At 64.6% G+C, this 16,448-nt stretch carries 17 protein-coding genes; 7 read left to right on the top strand and 10 right to left on the bottom strand.

Translation table 11 applies throughout. The annotated features are described in order from the left end of the window. Window positions 1-28: 28 nt before the first annotated feature. Genes ACN0V4_RS02615 through ACN0V4_RS02605 form a run of 3 tightly spaced genes read left to right on the top strand, consistent with a single transcriptional unit; the run spans window position 29 to window position 2,471 of the window. Window positions 29-961 carry a bifunctional riboflavin kinase/FAD synthetase gene (locus tag ACN0V4_RS02615; RefSeq protein WP_417672956.1) on the top strand — a complete coding sequence of 311 codons (933 nt, stop codon included), beginning with the start codon at window positions 29-31 and terminating at the stop codon, window positions 959-961. Further along, window positions 958-1,428, top strand: a complete 471-nt coding sequence (locus tag ACN0V4_RS02610) for a YcgN family cysteine cluster protein (protein WP_417672955.1) — start codon at window positions 958-960, stop codon at window positions 1,426-1,428. Before ACN0V4_RS02615 ends, ACN0V4_RS02610 begins: the two co-directional genes overlap by 4 nt. Next, entirely contained in the window at window positions 1,428-2,471 is a 1,044-nt protein-coding gene (locus ACN0V4_RS02605; RefSeq protein WP_417672954.1) for a threonine aldolase family protein, read from the top strand. The genes ACN0V4_RS02610 and ACN0V4_RS02605 overlap by 1 nt, the downstream gene beginning before the upstream one ends. A gap of 76 nt (window positions 2,472-2,547) precedes the next feature. On the opposite strand, the gene ACN0V4_RS02600 is transcribed toward ACN0V4_RS02605, so the two are convergent. Next, window positions 2,548-3,363, bottom strand: coding sequence for an alpha/beta fold hydrolase (locus ACN0V4_RS02600; protein WP_417672953.1), 816 nt, complete (start codon window positions 3,361-3,363; stop codon window positions 2,548-2,550). Then, window positions 3,363-3,965, bottom strand: coding sequence for a 2-hydroxychromene-2-carboxylate isomerase (locus tag ACN0V4_RS02595; protein ID WP_417672952.1), 603 nt, complete (start codon window positions 3,963-3,965; stop codon window positions 3,363-3,365). Before ACN0V4_RS02595 ends, ACN0V4_RS02600 begins: the two co-directional genes overlap by 1 nt. A gap of 105 nt (window positions 3,966-4,070) precedes the next feature. Here ACN0V4_RS02595 and ACN0V4_RS02590 point away from each other — a divergent pair, with 105 nt between their 5' ends. After that, window positions 4,071-5,090 carry a ribose-phosphate pyrophosphokinase gene (locus ACN0V4_RS02590; RefSeq protein ID WP_417672951.1) on the top strand — a complete coding sequence of 340 codons (1,020 nt, stop codon included), beginning with the start codon at window positions 4,071-4,073 and terminating at the stop codon, window positions 5,088-5,090. 27 nt (window positions 5,091-5,117) lie between these two features. On the opposite strand, the gene ACN0V4_RS02585 is transcribed toward ACN0V4_RS02590, so the two are convergent. The 7 genes from ACN0V4_RS02585 to ACN0V4_RS02555 all read right to left on the bottom strand — a co-directional run bounded on the left by ACN0V4_RS02585 (window position 5,118) and on the right by ACN0V4_RS02555 (window position 11,458). Then, a complete protein-coding gene (locus ACN0V4_RS02585) occupies window positions 5,118-5,468 on the bottom strand; it encodes an H-type lectin domain-containing protein (RefSeq protein WP_417672950.1) in 351 nt (116 codons plus the stop codon). Window positions 5,469-5,587: 119 nt separating this feature from the next. Beyond that, a complete protein-coding gene (locus tag ACN0V4_RS02580; RefSeq protein ID WP_417672949.1) occupies window positions 5,588-6,004 on the bottom strand; it encodes a F0F1 ATP synthase subunit epsilon in 417 nt (138 codons plus the stop codon). Between the two features lie 11 nt (window positions 6,005-6,015). Further along, a complete protein-coding gene (atpD, locus tag ACN0V4_RS02575; protein WP_417672948.1) occupies window positions 6,016-7,440 on the bottom strand; it encodes a F0F1 ATP synthase subunit beta in 1,425 nt (474 codons plus the stop codon). A 19-nt stretch (window positions 7,441-7,459) separates the two neighbouring features. Then, window positions 7,460-8,338: a F0F1 ATP synthase subunit gamma gene (locus tag ACN0V4_RS02570; RefSeq protein WP_417672947.1), complete on the bottom strand. Its 879-nt coding sequence runs from the start codon at window positions 8,336-8,338 to the stop codon at window positions 7,460-7,462. 15 nt (window positions 8,339-8,353) lie between these two features. Next, on the bottom strand, window positions 8,354-9,892 hold the full coding sequence (atpA, locus tag ACN0V4_RS02565) for a F0F1 ATP synthase subunit alpha (RefSeq protein WP_417672946.1): 1,539 nt from the start codon (window positions 9,890-9,892) through the stop codon (window positions 8,354-8,356). Next, window positions 9,893-10,453 (bottom strand): F0F1 ATP synthase subunit delta, encoded by a 561-nt coding sequence (locus ACN0V4_RS02560; RefSeq protein ID WP_417672945.1) that lies wholly within the window; start codon window positions 10,451-10,453, stop codon window positions 9,893-9,895. A gap of 249 nt (window positions 10,454-10,702) precedes the next feature. Beyond that, window positions 10,703-11,458: a class I SAM-dependent methyltransferase gene (locus ACN0V4_RS02555; RefSeq protein ID WP_417672944.1), complete on the bottom strand. Its 756-nt coding sequence runs from the start codon at window positions 11,456-11,458 to the stop codon at window positions 10,703-10,705. A gap of 74 nt (window positions 11,459-11,532) precedes the next feature. Between ACN0V4_RS02555 and gloB the strand changes: the two genes are divergently transcribed. From gloB to ACN0V4_RS02540, 3 genes are all read left to right on the top strand, one after another. Continuing rightward, on the top strand, window positions 11,533-12,303 hold the full coding sequence (gene gloB / locus ACN0V4_RS02550) for a hydroxyacylglutathione hydrolase (RefSeq protein WP_417672943.1): 771 nt from the start codon (window positions 11,533-11,535) through the stop codon (window positions 12,301-12,303). Between the two features lie 354 nt (window positions 12,304-12,657). After that, window positions 12,658-14,988 carry an ATP-dependent Clp protease ATP-binding subunit ClpA gene (gene clpA, locus ACN0V4_RS02545; protein ID WP_417672942.1) on the top strand — a complete coding sequence of 777 codons (2,331 nt, stop codon included), beginning with the start codon at window positions 12,658-12,660 and terminating at the stop codon, window positions 14,986-14,988. Beyond that, window positions 14,985-15,968, top strand: a complete 984-nt coding sequence (locus ACN0V4_RS02540) for a M23 family metallopeptidase (RefSeq protein ID WP_417672941.1) — start codon at window positions 14,985-14,987, stop codon at window positions 15,966-15,968. The genes clpA and ACN0V4_RS02540 overlap by 4 nt, the downstream gene beginning before the upstream one ends. Window positions 15,969-16,046: 78 nt before the next feature. Here ACN0V4_RS02540 and ACN0V4_RS02535 read toward each other — a convergent pair whose 3' ends face one another. After that, window positions 16,047-16,448, bottom strand: a complete 402-nt coding sequence (locus tag ACN0V4_RS02535; RefSeq protein ID WP_417672940.1) for a winged helix-turn-helix transcriptional regulator — start codon at window positions 16,446-16,448, stop codon at window positions 16,047-16,049.

The raw sequence follows: 16,448 nt of genomic DNA, 5'->3' as shown, positions 1-16,448 counted from the left end.
CGCCGGCGCAGGGCGCTAGGCATCGCGCATGCGGATCATCCGGGATTATCAATTCGTCGAACCCCAGGACCGCGGCGCCAGCGCCGCGATCGGCAATTTTGACGGCGTGCATATCGGCCACCAATCGGTGATCCGGCTGGCGCGCGAAGCCGAGCCCGATGCCCCCCTGGGCGTCGTCACCTTCGAACCCCATCCACGCGAATTCTTCGTCCCCGACTGCCCGCCGTTCCGGCTGATGCGGCGCGGGGCCCGCGCCCACCGGCTGGAAAAGCTGGGGGTGGAGCGGCTTTATGAACTGAACTTCAACGCCGCCCTCGCCGGGCTCAGCCCCGAGGAATTCGCCCGCAACGTGATCCGGGACGGGCTGGGGCTGCGCCATGTCGTGGTCGGAGCCGATTTCTGCTTTGGCAAGAAGCGCAGCGGCAAGGCCGAGGATCTGATCCACTTCGGTCGCGAGATGGGCTTTGGCGTCACCATCGCGCCGCTGCTGGAGAAGTCGGACCATACGATTTCCTCGACCGCCATCCGCACCGCGCTGAGCGAAGGCCGCCCGCGCGAGGCCGCCGCCATGCTGGGCCATTGGCACTGGATCGAAGGCCCGGTGATCGGCGGCGAGCAGCGTGGCCGCGAGCTGGGCTTTCCCACCGCCAATATGTCGATCGAAGGGCTGCACCCGCCCGCCTTCGGCGTCTATGCGGTGCTGGTCGATGTGCTCGACGGGCCGCACAAGGGCAGCTATCACGGCGCCGCCTCGCTCGGCGTGCGGCCGATGTTCGACGGCGAGGTGCCGAATATCGAAACCTTCCTGTTCGATTTCTCGGGCGATCTCTATGGCGCGACGCTGTCGGTCGCCCTGGTCGACTATCTGCGGCCCGAGCTGAAGTTCGACGGGCTGCAGGCGCTGATCGACCAGATGGATGCGGATTGCGCCCGCGCCCGCCAGATCCTGTCCGCGCTATGACCGACCAGATCGACCGCAAGGGCCTCGCGCCCCGCTTCTGGGAACGCAAACCCCTGCGTCAGATGACCGACAGGGAATGGGAGGCGCTTTGCGACGGCTGCGGCAAATGCTGCCTGAACAAGCTTGAGGACGAGGACACTGGCGAAGTCGCGCTGACCTGCGTCGCCTGCCGGCTGCTGGATGACGAGACCTGCCTCTGCGCCCAATACGAAATCCGCCACCAGTTCGTGCCGGAATGCATCGTGCTGCGCCCCGAGAATATCGACACCCACGCCTATTGGATGCCGCAGACCTGCGCCTATCGCCTGCTGTGGGAAGGGCTGCCGCTTTACGACTGGCATCCGCTGATTTCCGGCGACCCCGAAAGCGTCCATCGGGCCGGCGTGTCGGTCCGCCATCGCACCGTGCCCGAATTCGAAGTGCCCGAGGAAGACTGGGAAGACTATATCATAGAGGAGCCTGTCTGATGTTCTTTGCCTCCGACAACGCCGGTCCCGTTCACCCGAAAGTCATGGAGGCATTGGCAAAGGCCAATCAGGGCTTCGCCCCCGGTTACGGCGCCGATACGGCGATGGATCGCGTTCGCGCCCGGCTGCGCGAGATCTTCGAGGCGCCCGAGGCCGCCGTGCATCTGGTCACCACCGGCACTGCCGCCAATTCGCTGGCGCTCGCCTCGCTCACCGCGCCTTATGAGACGATCTTCTGCTCTCCCGTCGCGCATATCCACGAAGACGAATGCAACGCGCCCGAGTTCTTCTCGGACGGTGCCAAGCTGACGCTGGTTCCCGGCGGCGACAAGATGACCCCCGAGGCCCTGCGCAGCACCATCGCGGCTCAGGGCAGCGGCATCGTCCACCATGCGCAGCGCGGCCCGGTCTCGATCACCCAGGTGACCGAACGCGGATCGGTCCACAGCCTGGACGAGCTGCAGGCCCTGACCGCCGTGGCCCGCGACTTCGGCCTGAAGGTGCATATGGACGGGGCGCGGTTCACCAACGCGCTGGTGACGCTCGGCTGCGCCCCGGCCGAGATGACCTGGAAATCGGGGATCGACGTGCTGTCCTTCGGTGGCACCAAGAACGGGCTGATGGGTGTCGAGGCGGTGATCTTCTTCGATCCGGAAAAATCCTGGGAGTTCGAGCTGCGCCGCAAGCGGGGGGCACATCTGCTGTCCAAGCACCGCTATCTTTCGGCGCAGATGGAGGCCTATCTGGCCGACGATCTCTGGCTTGAGATGGCCGCCCGCGCCAATGCCAATTGCGCCCGCCTGGCCGGGGGGCTGCGCGGCACCGAGGCGGAGCTTCTGAACGATCCCCAGGCCAATATCATCTTCGCCGCCCTGCCCCGTCGCGTGCATGAACGGCTGAAAGAGGCCGGCGCGATGTACTACCTGCAGGACGGCCCGCTGGAAGACCCCGACGGCGAAGACATGCTGGGCTGCCGGCTGGTCTGCGACTGGTCGATCAGCGAGGCGCTTATCGACCAATTCGTGGATCTGGCGAAGGGCTGAGCCCTCTCGCGGCGCTAGTCAAGGAACCAATAGCGACACCGCCCGCCCTCGATTGGAACAGGCGCCGGCGAGCCGCCTAGGCCCCTGCCCGGGCAAGCAGGTCGCGCAGATGCGCTGCCACCTGTTCCGGGTGGGTGATCGGCAACATGTGCCCTGCCCCTTCGACAACCTCGTTGCGCACATCGGCAAGACGGGCGGCGATCGCCGCGTTGATCGCGGCGACCACCGGATGGCTGTCGCTGCCGCGCAACAACAGCACCGGCATCGTCACCCGGTCGAGCCCTCCCGGGGCGGCGATCCCGGCCGGATCGTCATAAAGCGCCCGGCGCGAGGCGGGGACCAGGGGGATGGAGCGGATCATCCCGGCACGGGCACGTTCGGGCAGCGCCTCCCACCCCGGTCCGGCATCACCGCCCCACATGGCGTTGAAGATGCGGGCGCCCATCGCGAAATCGCCACGCGCCAGCAACTCGGCAAAGGGCGCCGCATCGGCCTCGTGCCGGGCAAGCAGATCGGGGGCATCCCGCAGCGCGAAGGCGAAATAGACCGGCTCGATCAAGGTCAGACTGCGCACCAGATCCGGATGCCTCGCCGCCAGCCGCAAGGCCACCGTGCCGCCGAAGGAATGGCCGATCACATCCATCGGTTCGGTCAGAAGCGTCTCGGCAATCGCCACGTGACGCTCCTGGATATCCCCCTGCCCGTCCCAATCCGGGCTGTTCCCATGCGACAGCAGATCGAAGCCCGCCAAGTGAACCTGCCCCTCGAGCGCGGCCGCAAGACCGCGCCAGGCGCCGGAATGGGCCAGGGTGCAGTGGATCGCCAGCGCCCGACGCGCGCCGCCGCCGAGATCGCGGGTAAAGACCGGCTGCGGCAGAACGGCGACATCCATCACAGGTTTCCGGCGAGATGCGCGTCGAGATCCTCCAGCCGGTCCTGGCCCCAGAACCGCTCATCATCCTCGGTGATGTAGAACGGCGCGCCGAAGACACCGCGCGCGGCGGCCTCCTCAAAATTGGCGGCATAGGTTTCCGCCCCGGCCAGCAACCCCGTGTCGGCCAGCGCCGGATCGAAGCCCGCGGCCTCAAGGCAGGCCCGGATCACCGCATCGTCGGACACATCCTTTTCCTCAGCCCAGCAGCCCCGGGCGAAACTCTGCACCAATCCGCCCAGATCGCCACCGCCCGCCGCCTGCGCCGCGATGATCGCATAGGCCGAAGGCGCCGGGTTCACCGGCCAATGCGCCGGCTTCAGATTGAATGGCATGCCGCGCTTCTTCGCCTGCCGCGTCAGCTCCTGCGCGCGATACTCCATCCGCGAGGGGTGACGATCGGCCGGTTTGACCCCGCCGGTCCGGGTGAACAAGGTCAGCAGATCAACCGGCTTATATGTGATCGTCGCGCCATGTTTCGCCGCGATCTCCTCCAGCCGGGCTCCGGCGAGGTAGACATAGGGCGATAATGTCGTAAAGAAATAGTCGATATGATGTGGCATGTTAGCTTTTCTCCCGCCCTGCGCTTTGCGCGACCGTAAGGAGATGTTAAGCGGTGTCAACATCACGAATCTGTCACAGACATTGCTGCTCGGGGATACCAGCATATGGCTACCATGAACGAACCCAAGCTTATCGCTGGGAACGCCAACCTTCCGCTTGCCGAAGCCATCGCACGCCGCATGAGCATGAACCGGGGCGTTCAGCTCGGTCTGGTCGATGCCCGCGTCGAGCGGTTCAATGACGGCGAGATCTTCGTCGAGGTCTATGAGAACGTCCGCGGCGAGGACATGTTCATCATCCAGCCGACCTCGAATCCGGCGAATGACAATCTGATGGAGCTGCTGATCATGGCCGACGCGCTGCGCCGGTCCTCGGCAGCCCGGATCACCGCGGTGATCCCCTATTTCGGCTATGCCCGTCAGGACCGCCGCACCAAGGCCCGCACGCCGATCTCGGCCAAGCTGGTCGCCAACCTGCTGACCCAGGCCGGGATCGAACGGGTTCTGACCATGGACCTGCACGCGGCGCAGATTCAGGGCTTTTTCGACATTCCGGTCGACAACCTCTATGCCTCGCCGATCTTCGCCCTCGACATCAAGTCGAACTTCAAGGGGCAGATGGATGACCTGATGGTCGTGTCGCCCGACGTCGGCGGCGTGGCCCGCGCCCGTGAACTGGCCAAGCGGATCAACTCGCCCCTCTCGATCGTCGACAAGCGGCGCGAGAAACCGGGTGAAGTGGCCGAGATGACCGTGATCGGCGATGTGACCGACAAGATCTGCCTCATCGTCGACGACATGTGCGACACCGCCGGGACGCTCTGCAAGGCGGCAGAGGTGCTGCTGGAGAACGGCGCCAAGGAAGTGCACGCCTATATCACCCACGGGGTGATGAGCGGCCCCGCAGTGACCCGGGTGACCAATTCGGTGATGAAGTCGCTGGTGATCACCGACACGATCCAGCCCTCCGAGGCGGTCAAGGCGGCGCCGAACATCCGTATCGTGCCCACCGCCCCGATCTTCTCTCAGGCGATCCTGAACATCTGGTACGGCACCAGCGTGTCCTCCCTGTTCGAAGACAGCACCCTGACGCCGATCTACGAATCGCTCTACGCGATGGACTGATCCGCATCGTCGGAGCGGCTGGAACGGCTAGTCCAGTTCCCAGTCGTCCGCGTGCGGCAGCGATCCGATCGCCATCCAGGACACCCGCATCCGCGCGATGCGGGTGTCGAGCCATGTGCGGCAGACGATTTCGACCCCCTCGGCGGTGACGTTCTCTGCCACCAGCTCGAGCCGCACGGCGGATTGCGTGTCCGCATCCAGCAGCGCAATGGACAGTTGAACCGAAGGCGGCGCCTTGAACGGAGTGGAGAACTGCACCGCACGCCGCTTCTCCCGTGGGCCAGTTGCGGTCCACATCGGGCCGCCGTCCTCGAAATCGGCGAATAGCGCCACATCACCCTGATCTACGCCGATCAGGTGGTTATGCAATTTCTTCATCGCAGTCCGTCGCCCCCCAACAACTTGGGGTAGAGAGCATCTCTGCACCCTGTTGTCAAAATAAAACCGGCCCACAAGGGGCCGGCTTCTGTTCTGTCATCTGCGGGTCAGTGACCGCATCAGAGCGACATATGGGTGCCCAGGGCCTCCATGTCGGCGAGCAGCTTGGCTGCCTCGTCGACGATGTTCGGAGCCACCTCCGGGGAGGCCTTGGCCGCCGCATGGGCGGAGCGGGCTTCCTCGATCAGTTCTTCCATATGGGCGCGGGTCATCTCGCCGAGCGGCACGGCCTTCTCGGCCAGAACCGACATCGACTCGGCGCCGATTTCGGCGAAGCCACCGGTCACGACGAACTCGGAGGTGCCCTCCGGGCTCTCGATCCGCAGCACTCCGGGACGCAGCGTCGTGATGAGCGGCGCATGCCCGGGCATTGCCGTCATCTCGCCTTCCGCACCGGGAAGCCGGACCGCGCTGACCAGAAGCGACGCCAGGCGTCGCTCCGGGCTGACGAGGTCGAATTGCATCGTGTTTGCCATCAGGCCTCTCCTCAGGCGGCTTCAGCCGCCAGCTTTTCGGCTTTGGCGATCACGTCATCAATGCCACCGACCATGTAGAAGGCCGCTTCGGGCAGGTGGTCGTATTCACCGGCCACAACCGCCTTGAACGACTTGATGGTGTCCTCGAGCGGCACCTGGACGCCGTCCGAACCGGTGAAGACCTTGGCCACGTCGAACGGCTGGCTGAGGAAGCGCTGGATTTTCCGGGCGCGGGCCACGGTCAGCTTGTCCTCTTCCGACAGTTCATCCATGCCGAGGATGGCGATGATATCCTGCAGCGACTTGTAGCGTTGCAGGATCCCCTGAACGTCACGCGCCACCTGATAGTGCTCGTCGCCGATCACAGCCGGGTCGAGCAGACGCGAGGTGGAGTCGAGCGGGTCCACGGCCGGGTAGATGCCGAGTTCCGAGATCGCCCGCGACAGCACCGTGGTGGCATCGAGGTGGGCGAAGGTGGTTGCCGGCGCCGGGTCGGTAAGGTCGTCCGCGGGAACGTAGACGGCCTGGATCGAGGTGATCGAACCGGCTTTGGTCGAGGTGATGCGTTCCTGCATCGCGCCCATGTCGGTGGCCAGCGTCGGCTGGTAACCCACGGCGGACGGAATACGACCCAGCAGCGCCGACACTTCCGAACCCGCCTGGGTAAAGCGGAAGATGTTGTCGACGAAGAACAGAACGTCGGTCCCGGACTGGTCGCGGAACTGCTCGGCCAGGGTCAGACCCGACAGGGCAACGCGCATACGGGCCCCCGGCGGTTCGTTCATCTGACCGTAGACCAGGGCCACTTGGCTCTCTTCCAGGTTATCGGGTTTGATAACGTTGGATTCGATCATTTCGTGATAGAGGTCGTTGCCTTCACGGGTCCGTTCGCCAACACCGGCGAACACGGAGAAGCCCGAGTGCACCTTTGCGATGTTGTTGATCAGTTCCATGATCAGAACCGTCTTGCCCACACCGGCGCCGCCGAACAGGCCGATCTTGCCGCCCTTGGCATAGGGCGCCAGCAGGTCGACGACCTTGATGCCGGTGACCAGGATTTCCGACTCGGTCGCCTGTTCGGCGAAGGTCGGAGCCGGCTGGTGGATGGCGCGCCGCTCGGTCGCTTTGATCGGACCCTTTTCGTCAACCGGCTCGCCGACGACGTTCAGGATGCGGCCCAGGGTGGCGTTGCCGACGGGAACCGAGATCGGTTCGCCGGTGTCGGTCACGGCCTGGCCACGCACCAGACCTTCGGTGGCGTCCATGGCGATGGTGCGAACAGTGCCTTCGCCCAGGTGCTGAGCAACTTCCAGCACCAGACGCTTGCCGTTGTTGTCGGTTTCGAGGGCGTTCAGAATCTGCGGCAGGTGGCCGTCGAACTGAACGTCCACAACGGCGCCAATCACCTGAGTGATCTTGCCTTCTTTGTTTGCCATTGTTTCGTCTCCGGTTCTTTTACAGGGCTTCCGCGCCCGAAATGATTTCAATCAGCTCGTTGGTGATCACGGCCTGACGCGAACGGTTGTATTCGATGGTCAGCTTGTCGATCATCTCACCGGCGTTGCGGGTCGCGTTGTCCATGGCGGACATCCGCGCGCCCTGTTCCGAGGCGCCGTTCTCGAGCAATGCGCTGAAGATGGCGGTTGCCACGCCCTTGGGCAGCAGCTCGGCCAGGATGGCTTCCTCGCTCGGCTCGTAGTCATAGAGCGCGGACGCAGCACTTTCCTCCTCACCCCGTTCGAACTGGGCGGGGATGATCTGCTGCGCCGTCGGCACCTGGGTGACGACGTTGACGAACTTCGAATAGAAGATCGTCGCCACGTCGAACTCGTCGGCGTCGAAGCTGGTCAGAACCTGCTTGGCGATGCCCTGCGCATCCGCGTAGGACAGCCGCTTCACTTCGCTCAGATCCACATGGCCGATGAAAAGGTCCCCGACGTCACGCTTGATGGCGTCGCGGCCCTTCTTGCCGACGGTGAGGATCTTGACCGTCTTGCCTTGTGCCTGCAGCCGGTGCGCATGGGTGCGCGCCAGCTTGGCGATATTGCCGTTGAAGCCACCGCAGAGGCCGCGTTCCGCCGTCATGACGACCAGGAGATGAACCTGGTCGCTGCCGGTGCCGCGCAGAAGCTTCGGCGCGGTGTCGCTGCCTCCGACCGAGGCCGCCAGGTCCGCCATCACGGCGTTGAACCGTTCGGCATAGGGGCGGGCCTCTTCGGCAGATTCCTGTGCCCGCCGCAGTTTTGCGGCGGCCACCATCTGCATGGCCTTGGTGATCTTGCGGGTCGATTTGACCGACTCGATCCTGGTTTTTAGGTCCTTGAGACTGGGCATTGCCTAGTTCTCCCCTCAGGCGAAGTCGGCGGCGAATTCGTCCAGCGCAGCCTTGAGCTTGTCTTCCGCATCACCCTTGATCTTCGGATCCTCGTTGGTGATCCACTGCAGCAGATCGGCCTTCTTGGTCCGCAGGAAGGTCAGCAACCCGGCTTCGAAGCGAGCGACGTCGCGCACCGGCAGCTTGTCCAGATAGCCTTTGATGCCGGCGAAGATGACGCAGACGATCTCGGCGTTGGTCAGCGGCGAATATTGCGGCTGCTTCATCAGCTCGGTCAGACGGGCACCACGGTTCAGCAGGCGCTGGGTGGCGGCGTCGAGGTCCGAACCGAACTGCGCGAAGGCCGCCATTTCGCGGTACTGCGCCAGTTCCAGCTTCACCGAACCGGCAACCGACTTCATCGCATTGGTCTGGGCCGCAGAGCCCACACGCGACACCGACAGACCGGTGTTCACGGCCGGGCGGATACCCTGGTAGAACAGGTCGGTTTCCAGGAAGATCTGACCGTCGGTGATCGAGATCACGTTGGTCGGGATATAGGCCGACACGTCACCCGCCTGGGTTTCGATGATCGGCAGCGCGGTCAGCGACCCCGAGCCGAAATCTTCGTTCAGCTTCGCGGAACGTTCCAGCAGACGGGAGTGCAGATAGAACACGTCGCCCGGATAGGCTTCACGCCCGGGCGGGCGGCGCAGCAGCAGCGACATCTGGCGATAGGACACGGCCTGTTTGGTCAGGTCATCATAGATGATCAGAGCATGCTTGCCGTTGTCGCGGAAGTATTCGGCCATCGCGGTCGCGGTATAGGGGGCCAGATACTGCATCGGCGCCGGCTCGGACGCGGTGGCCGCGACGATGATCGAATAGTCGATGGCGCCGGTCTCTTCCAGCTTCTTCACCAGCTGGGCGACGGTCGAACGCTTCTGACCGATGGCGACGTAGATGCAGTAGAGCTTCTTGCCCTCGTCATCGCCGGCGGCTTCGTTATAGGACTTCTGGTTCAGAATGGTGTCGAGCGCGATCGCGGTCTTGCCGGTCTGACGGTCACCGATGATCAGCTCGCGCTGGCCCCGGCCGACCGGGATCATGGCGTCGACCGATTTCAGGCCAGTCGCCATCGGCTCGTGCACCGATTTACGCGGGATGATGCCCGGCGCCTTGACGTCGGCGAGGCCGCGGGCGGTGGTGTTGATCGGGCCCTTGCCGTCCACCGGATTGCCCAGACCGTCCACGACGCGGCCCAGCAGCTCGGGGCCGATCGGCACGTCCACGATCGAGTTGGTGCGCTTGACGGTGTCGCCTTCCTTGATCTCGCGGTCGGTGCCGAAGATCACGACGCCGACGTTGTCGGCTTCGAGGTTCAGCGCCATGCCCATGATGCCGCCCGGGAACTCGACCATTTCGCCGGCCTGGACGTTATCGAGGCCGTAGACGCGGGCGATACCGTCACCGACGCTGAGCACGCGGCCGATTTCTGCCACCTCGGCCTCTTGACCAAAATTCTTGATCTGGTCCTTCAAGATCGCAGAAATCTCTGCTGCTTGGATACCCATTTATCCGACCTCTTTCATTGCATTCTGGAGGGAAGCGAGCTTGGCGCGGATCGACGTGTCGATCATCTTCGAGCCCACTTTAACAACAAGACCGCCAATGAGGCTCTCATCGACGGTCGCATTCAGCTTCACGGTCTTGCCCACGCGTGCGGCAAGGGTCTTGGCCAGCGTCTCGGTCTGCGCCTTGGTCAGCGCCTTGGCCGAGACCACGTCAGCGGAGACTTCGCCGCGCTCGTCGGCGATCAGCCCCCGCAGAGCGGTAATCAGCTGCGGCAGCACGAACAGGCGGCGCTTCTTGGCCATCAGGCCGAGAGCATTGATCATCAACGGCGCCAGCCCCATTTTCTTCGCCACCCCGGTGATCGCCGCGTCCTGCTCGGCGCGCGAGTAAATCGGCGAGAAGATCAGGTCGCGCAGATCATCGCTTTCGCCCAGCGCAGCCGCCAGATCGTTGAGGCTGGATTCAAGACCGGCGAGGTCATTGTTCTCTTTCGCAATCTCAAAGATCGCAGTGGCATATCGCGCAGCGATGCCTGCGGAAATCGAAGCTGGTTCGGACACGTCCACCCTTCCGACAGTTGGCCCCGGAGTTCCGCCGAAACAGCGCCCGGGAGCGTGAAAAACGACCCGCGAAAACGCAGGTCATCAAAATCAGCGTGGATGTAGCAGAGCAGCCCCCACCCCGCAACAACCTATCACGAAATCCGTGATCGACATTATCCGCCTGTTTTCACCGGGTTAGCCAATGTGCGGCGGATTGCTCGAAATAAGAGCACAAAAAAACGTCGCGGGGGAGCGATTCCTGCCGCCTCAATTCCTTCCGGAAACAGGGAAAACCGGCTTGGTCAGCCCGTCGAGCGCCCCGATCGGGCGGCGGGCGAGATCCTTGACCGAACTGCCGCGCGGCGGCTGCACGCGCTTGGAAACCTCGATGATGAAAACGCCCCCCGCCAGCACCGTCGGCAACCGCGTCCCCACCGTTTCGATCAACGGTCCGGCCCGCAGCCAGAACCGCTTGGACGACGGTGGCTGGTAAAGCGCCGCCCGCACCCGTTCCGGCAGGAACAGATGCTGGCGAAGCTGCGCCTCGAGTTGCCCCACCGTATAGGGCCGGCCATAGCCGAAGGGCGTGCGATCGCTGCGCGACCAGAGCCCGGCCCGGTTCGGCACCACGAACAGCGCCTTGCCCCCCGGCCCCAGCACCCGGAAACATTCCTCCAGCAGCAATGTCGGCTGATCCGTCGCCTCCAGCCCATGCATCACGATCAGCTTGTCGACATGGCCGGTCTCCAGCGGCCACAGAACCTCTTCGCACAGGACCGAGACATTGGGCAGCCCGGCCGGCCAGGGCATCACCCCCTGCGGCCCCGGCATCAGTGCGACAACACGCCGCGCATCGTCGAGATAGGGCCGGAGCAAGGGCACCGCGAACCCGAAGCCCGCCACGGTCTGCCCCTTGGCCTCGGGCCAGAGCTCGAGCATCGCCGTGCGCACCGAGGCCTGCGCCGCCCGGCCAAGGGTGCTGCGATAATAGAAATTTCGAAGATCCTGCACGTCCAGATGCATTGCGGGCGTCCATGGTATCGGCCAAGCTCGGCCTAGTTTAACAAGCCCACTTTCCATTGAAAGGGAGAATGGCCATGCCGCTGGAAATCCTCACAATCCCCTGCCTGTCGGACAACTACGCCTTTCTCGCCCATGATGCCACCAGCGAAGAGACCGCGCTGATCGACGCCCCTGAGGCCGCCCCGGTGCTCGAGGCGCTGGCGGCGAAGGGCTGGCGACTGACCCAGGTGCTGCTGACCCACCACCATTGGGACCATGTCGAGGGGCTGGCCGAGATCCTCAAGGCCTGGCCGGCGGCGCGGGTGACCGGTGCCGCCGCCGATGCGCACCGGCTGCCGCCGCTCGACGTTCAGGTCAGCGAGGGCGACACCGTCGCCATCGGCAGCGAAGAGGGCACCGTGATCGACGTCTCCGGCCATACCGTCGGCCATATCGCCTATTATTTCCCTGCCAGCCACGCCGTCTTTACCGCCGACAGCCTGATGGCGCTCGGCTGCGGGCGGGTGTTCGAAGGCACCATGCCGATGATGTGGGCCTCGCTCTGCAAGCTCGCCGCGCTGCCGCCGGAAACCGTGGTCTATTCCGGCCACGAATATACCCAGTCGAACGGCCGCTTCGCCGAAACCATCGACCCCGACAACCCCGCCCTGCAGACCCGCATCGCGGACATCGCCACCGCCCGCGCCGCCGGACAGCCCACCGTGCCCTCGACCCTGGCGCTGGAACTGGCGACCAACCCGTTTCTGCGCGCGGCCGATCCGGCGATCCGCCGGCATCTCGGGCTGGCAAGCGCCACCGACGCCGAGGTCTTCGGCGAAATCCGCGCCCGCAAGGACAAGTTCTGAGCCCGCCGCAGGGTCCTGCCGCCATGTGCACGACCCTGCCGCCCTCCGCGTGCAAGCCTGCCCACACGCCCCCTGCCCCGTGGCGCGCCATCGTGATCGGCAGGCTCCCCTGCCCGCTGTTGACCTCGCAACGATCGCACCCCATCTCTGCGACTGTTGAGGGTCTGGCACTTTCCCCGGCGTCAAAAGTGAACCGAAGGGCATCGGTTTCGGGATTTGTGATCGGTCGGCACAAGAAAACCCTTGAAGCTGGGCCGCGATAAACCAAACTCTATAGGTATAACGACACGGTTGGCACGGGGACTGGGCCAACACCCCCTCCCCAAACCGACCCAGATCAAGAGGAGCACCCACGTGCCTTCATTCTCGAGCACTCTTGAACAGGCCATTCACGCTGCCCTGGCTCTCGCCAACGAGCGTCGTCACGAATTCGCCACGCTGGAGCATCTGCTGCTGGCATTGCTGGACGAACCCGACGCCGCCCGCGTGATGAAAGCCTGCAGCGTCGATCTGGGCGAACTGCGCAACACGCTTGTCGAATTCATCGATGAGGATCTGTCGAATCTGGTGACGGATATCGACGGCTCCGAAGCTGTGCCGACGGCCGCCTTCCAGCGCGTGATCCAGCGCGCCGCGATCCATGTGCAATCCTCCGGACGCACCGAGGTGACCGGTGCCAACGTTCTGGTGGCCATCTTCGCCGAGCGGGAGTCCAACGCCGCCTATTTCCTGCAGAACCAGGACATGACGCGCTATGACGCGGTGAACTTCATCGCCCATGGCGTCGCCAAGAACCCCGCCTATGGCGAGGCGCGCCCGGTTCAGGGCGCCTCGGACGAGGAGGAGACGCATCACCACAGCGCCGCCGCCGAACCGGCCGAGAACAAGGAAAGCGCGCTGGGGAAATATTGCGTCGATCTGAACGCCAAGTCGCGCGGCGGCGATATCGACCCGCTGATCGGCCGCGATCAGGAGGTCGAGCGCTGCATCCAGGTGCTGTGCCGCCGGCGCAAGAACAACCCGCTGCTGGTCGGCGATCCGGGTGTCGGCAAGACCGCCATCGCCGAAGGCCTGGCCCGCAAGATCGTCCGCGGCGAGGTGCCCGAGGTGCTGGCCCATGCCACCATCTATTCGCTCGACATGGGGGCGCTGCTGGCCGGCACCCGCTATCGCGGCGATTTCGAGGAGCGGCTGAAAGCCGTGGTGACCGAGCTCGAGGAACATCCCGACGCGGTGCTCTTCATCGACGAAATCCACACGGTGATCGGCGCCGGCGCCACCTCGGGCGGTGCGATGGATGCCTCCAACCTGCTGAAGCCCGCGCTTCAGGGCGGCAAGCTGCGCACCATGGGCTCCACCACCTACAAGGAGTTCCGCCAGCATTTCGAAAAGGATCGCGCGCTGAGCCGCCGGTTCCAGAAGATCGACGTGAACGAGCCTTCGGTCGAGGATTCTGTGAAGATCCTCAAGGGGTTGAAGCCCTATTTCGAGGATCACCACGGGGTCAAGTACACCTCGGACGCGATCCGGTCGGCGGTGGAGTTGGCGGCGCGGTACATCCATGACCGCAAGCTGCCCGATAAGGCGATCGACGTGATCGACGAGGCCGGCGCGGCGCAGCATCTGGTCGCCGAGAGCAAGCGGCGCAAGACCATCGGCGTCAAGGAGATCGAGGCCGTCGTTGCCAAGATCGCCCGCATCCCGCCGAAGAGCGTCAGCAAGGACGATGCCGAGGTGTTGAAGGATCTGGAGAAGACGCTGAAACGGGTGGTCTTCGGCCAGGACGCGGCCATCGAGGCGCTGAGTTCGGCCATCAAGCTGGCCCGCGCCGGGCTGCGCGAACCGGAGAAACCGATCGGCAACTATCTCTTCGCCGGCCCCACCGGCGTCGGCAAGACCGAGGTCGCCAAGCAATTGGCCGAAACCCTCGGGGTGGAACTGCTGCGCTTCGACATGTCGGAGTACATGGAGAAACACGCGGTCTCCCGCCTGATCGGCGCGCCTCCGGGCTATGTCGGCTTCGACCAGGGAGGCATGCTGACCGATGGGGTCGACCAGCACCCGCATTGCGTGCTGCTGCTCGATGAGATCGAGAAGGCGCACCCGGATGTCTACAACATCCTGCTGCAGGTGATGGATCACGGCAAGCTGACCGACCACAACGGCCGGACGGTGGATTTCCGCAACGTGATCCTGATCATGACCTCGAACGCCGGCGCCTCGGACATGCAGAAGGCAGCCATCGGCTTCGGCCGCGACCGTCGCGAAGGCGAGGATACCGCCGCCATCGAGCGGACCTTCACGCCGGAGTTCCGCAACCGTCTGGATGCGGTGATCTCCTTCGCGCCGCTGCCGAAAACGGTGATCCTGCAGGTGGTCGAGAAGTTCGTGCTGCAGCTTGAGGCCCAGCTGCTGGATCGCGGCGTGGCGATCGAGCTGACCCAGCCGGCGGCCGAATGGCTGGCCGACAGGGGCTATGACGACAAGATGGGCGCGCGTCCCCTGGGCCGGGTGATCCAGGAGCACATCAAAAAGCCGCTGGCGGAAGAGCTGCTGTTCGGCAAGCTCGCCAAGGGCGGGATGGTTCGTGTCGGGGTCAAGGACGACAAGATCGTCCTCGATATCGAAGGGCCCGGGCACAAGCGCCTGACGGGAAGCAAACCGCCGCTGCTGACTGCGGGATGACACGGCGATACCGACTTGGCAGGGCGGCTGTTGCCGCCCTGTTCGCTTGCGTCGCGGCGCCCGCCACGGCGGGCGATATCGTTCTGGGGCTGCCGCTCGACTGCACGCTGGGCGAAAGCTGCTATATCCAGCAATTTGTCGATGCCGATCCAGGCCCAGGGGCGCAGGATTTCCGCTGTGGCCCGCTCAGCTACGAGGGGCACAAGGGGACCGATTTCGCGGTGACCTCGCTGGCCGCGATGCGCGCCGGCGTGTCGGTGCTGGCCGCCGCCCCCGGACGGGTCAAGGCGCTGCGCGACGGCATGGCCGACCAGTTGATGACCGAGGCCAACCGCGACCAGTCCACCGGGCGGGAATGCGGCAATGGCGTGGTGATCGACCATGGCGACGGCTGGGAAACCCAATATTGCCATATGAAATCCGGCTCCATCGCGGTGCGCGAGGGGCAGGAGGTGGCAAAGGGCGATGTCCTCGGGCAGGTGGGCCTCAGCGGCTATACCCAATTCCCGCATGTGCATCTCTCGGTCCGCCACGATGGTGCGGTGGTCGACCCCTTCGCCCCCGACGGTGGCATCTGCGGGGCAGCCCCGGCCCATGATCTATGGCAGAAGACGCCGCCCTATCAGCCCGGCGGGCTGATCGCCGCCGGTTTCGCCACCCGCGTGCCAAGCTATGAGGCGGTCAAGGCCGGAACCGCCGCCGAAGACGCGCTCGACACCCAGGCGCCGGCGCTGGTGCTCTATGGCTATGCCTTCGGCGGCCGGCAGGGCGATGTGATCGAGATTACCATCAACGGCCCCAACGGCCAGGTGATCACCCATAGCGAGGGGCTGAAGAAAACCCAGGCGCAACTGTTCACCGCCGCCGGCAAGCGGCAACCGCCGGGCGGCTGGCCGAAGGGCGACTATGTCGGTATCGTGCGCCTGCTGCGCGGCGGCCAGGAGATCGACCGCGAGCGGGTGCAGATGGCGATCAGGTAAACCCGACACAGGCTGACTGGCAGCCATGCGGGACGACGTGGGCGATCACCAGCACATCATGCCCCGCATGGGCCAACGTCATGGGCGACGGTCGTATTCGCCCTGGGCCTTCTCGATTGCAGCCTTATTTTTCTGGCTCCAGGCCACCAGAGTTACCACCTGCGCAGCAAAAGAGTGACCAAGGGCCGAGAGTTCATAGGTCACTGCCGGCGGCACCGTTGCCTCCACGTGACGCAGAACGTACCCGTCACGTTCTAGGCGACGCAGCGTCAGGGTCATCATCCGCTGCGAAATCCCCACCAGCCCCCGTTCAAGCTCGCGGTAGCGCCGGGGACCGTTCGAGAGCTCTGCCAACGTCATGACCGTCCATTTTTCTCCCAATCGGTCGAGGCTCAGCCGCAGGCCGCAATCCTCATGTTCGGGCGCCCCACAGGGAGACAAGGCGGCGACATCCCGGACATTATTGTGCGTATCAGACAA

The sequence above is a fragment of the Pseudodonghicola sp. genome (assembly GCF_048268305.1).
Classification (GTDB): domain Bacteria; phylum Pseudomonadota; class Alphaproteobacteria; order Rhodobacterales; family Rhodobacteraceae; genus Pseudodonghicola.
The sequence above is the reverse complement of the archived record's forward strand: the minus strand, read 5'-3'. Positions and strand labels throughout refer to the sequence as shown.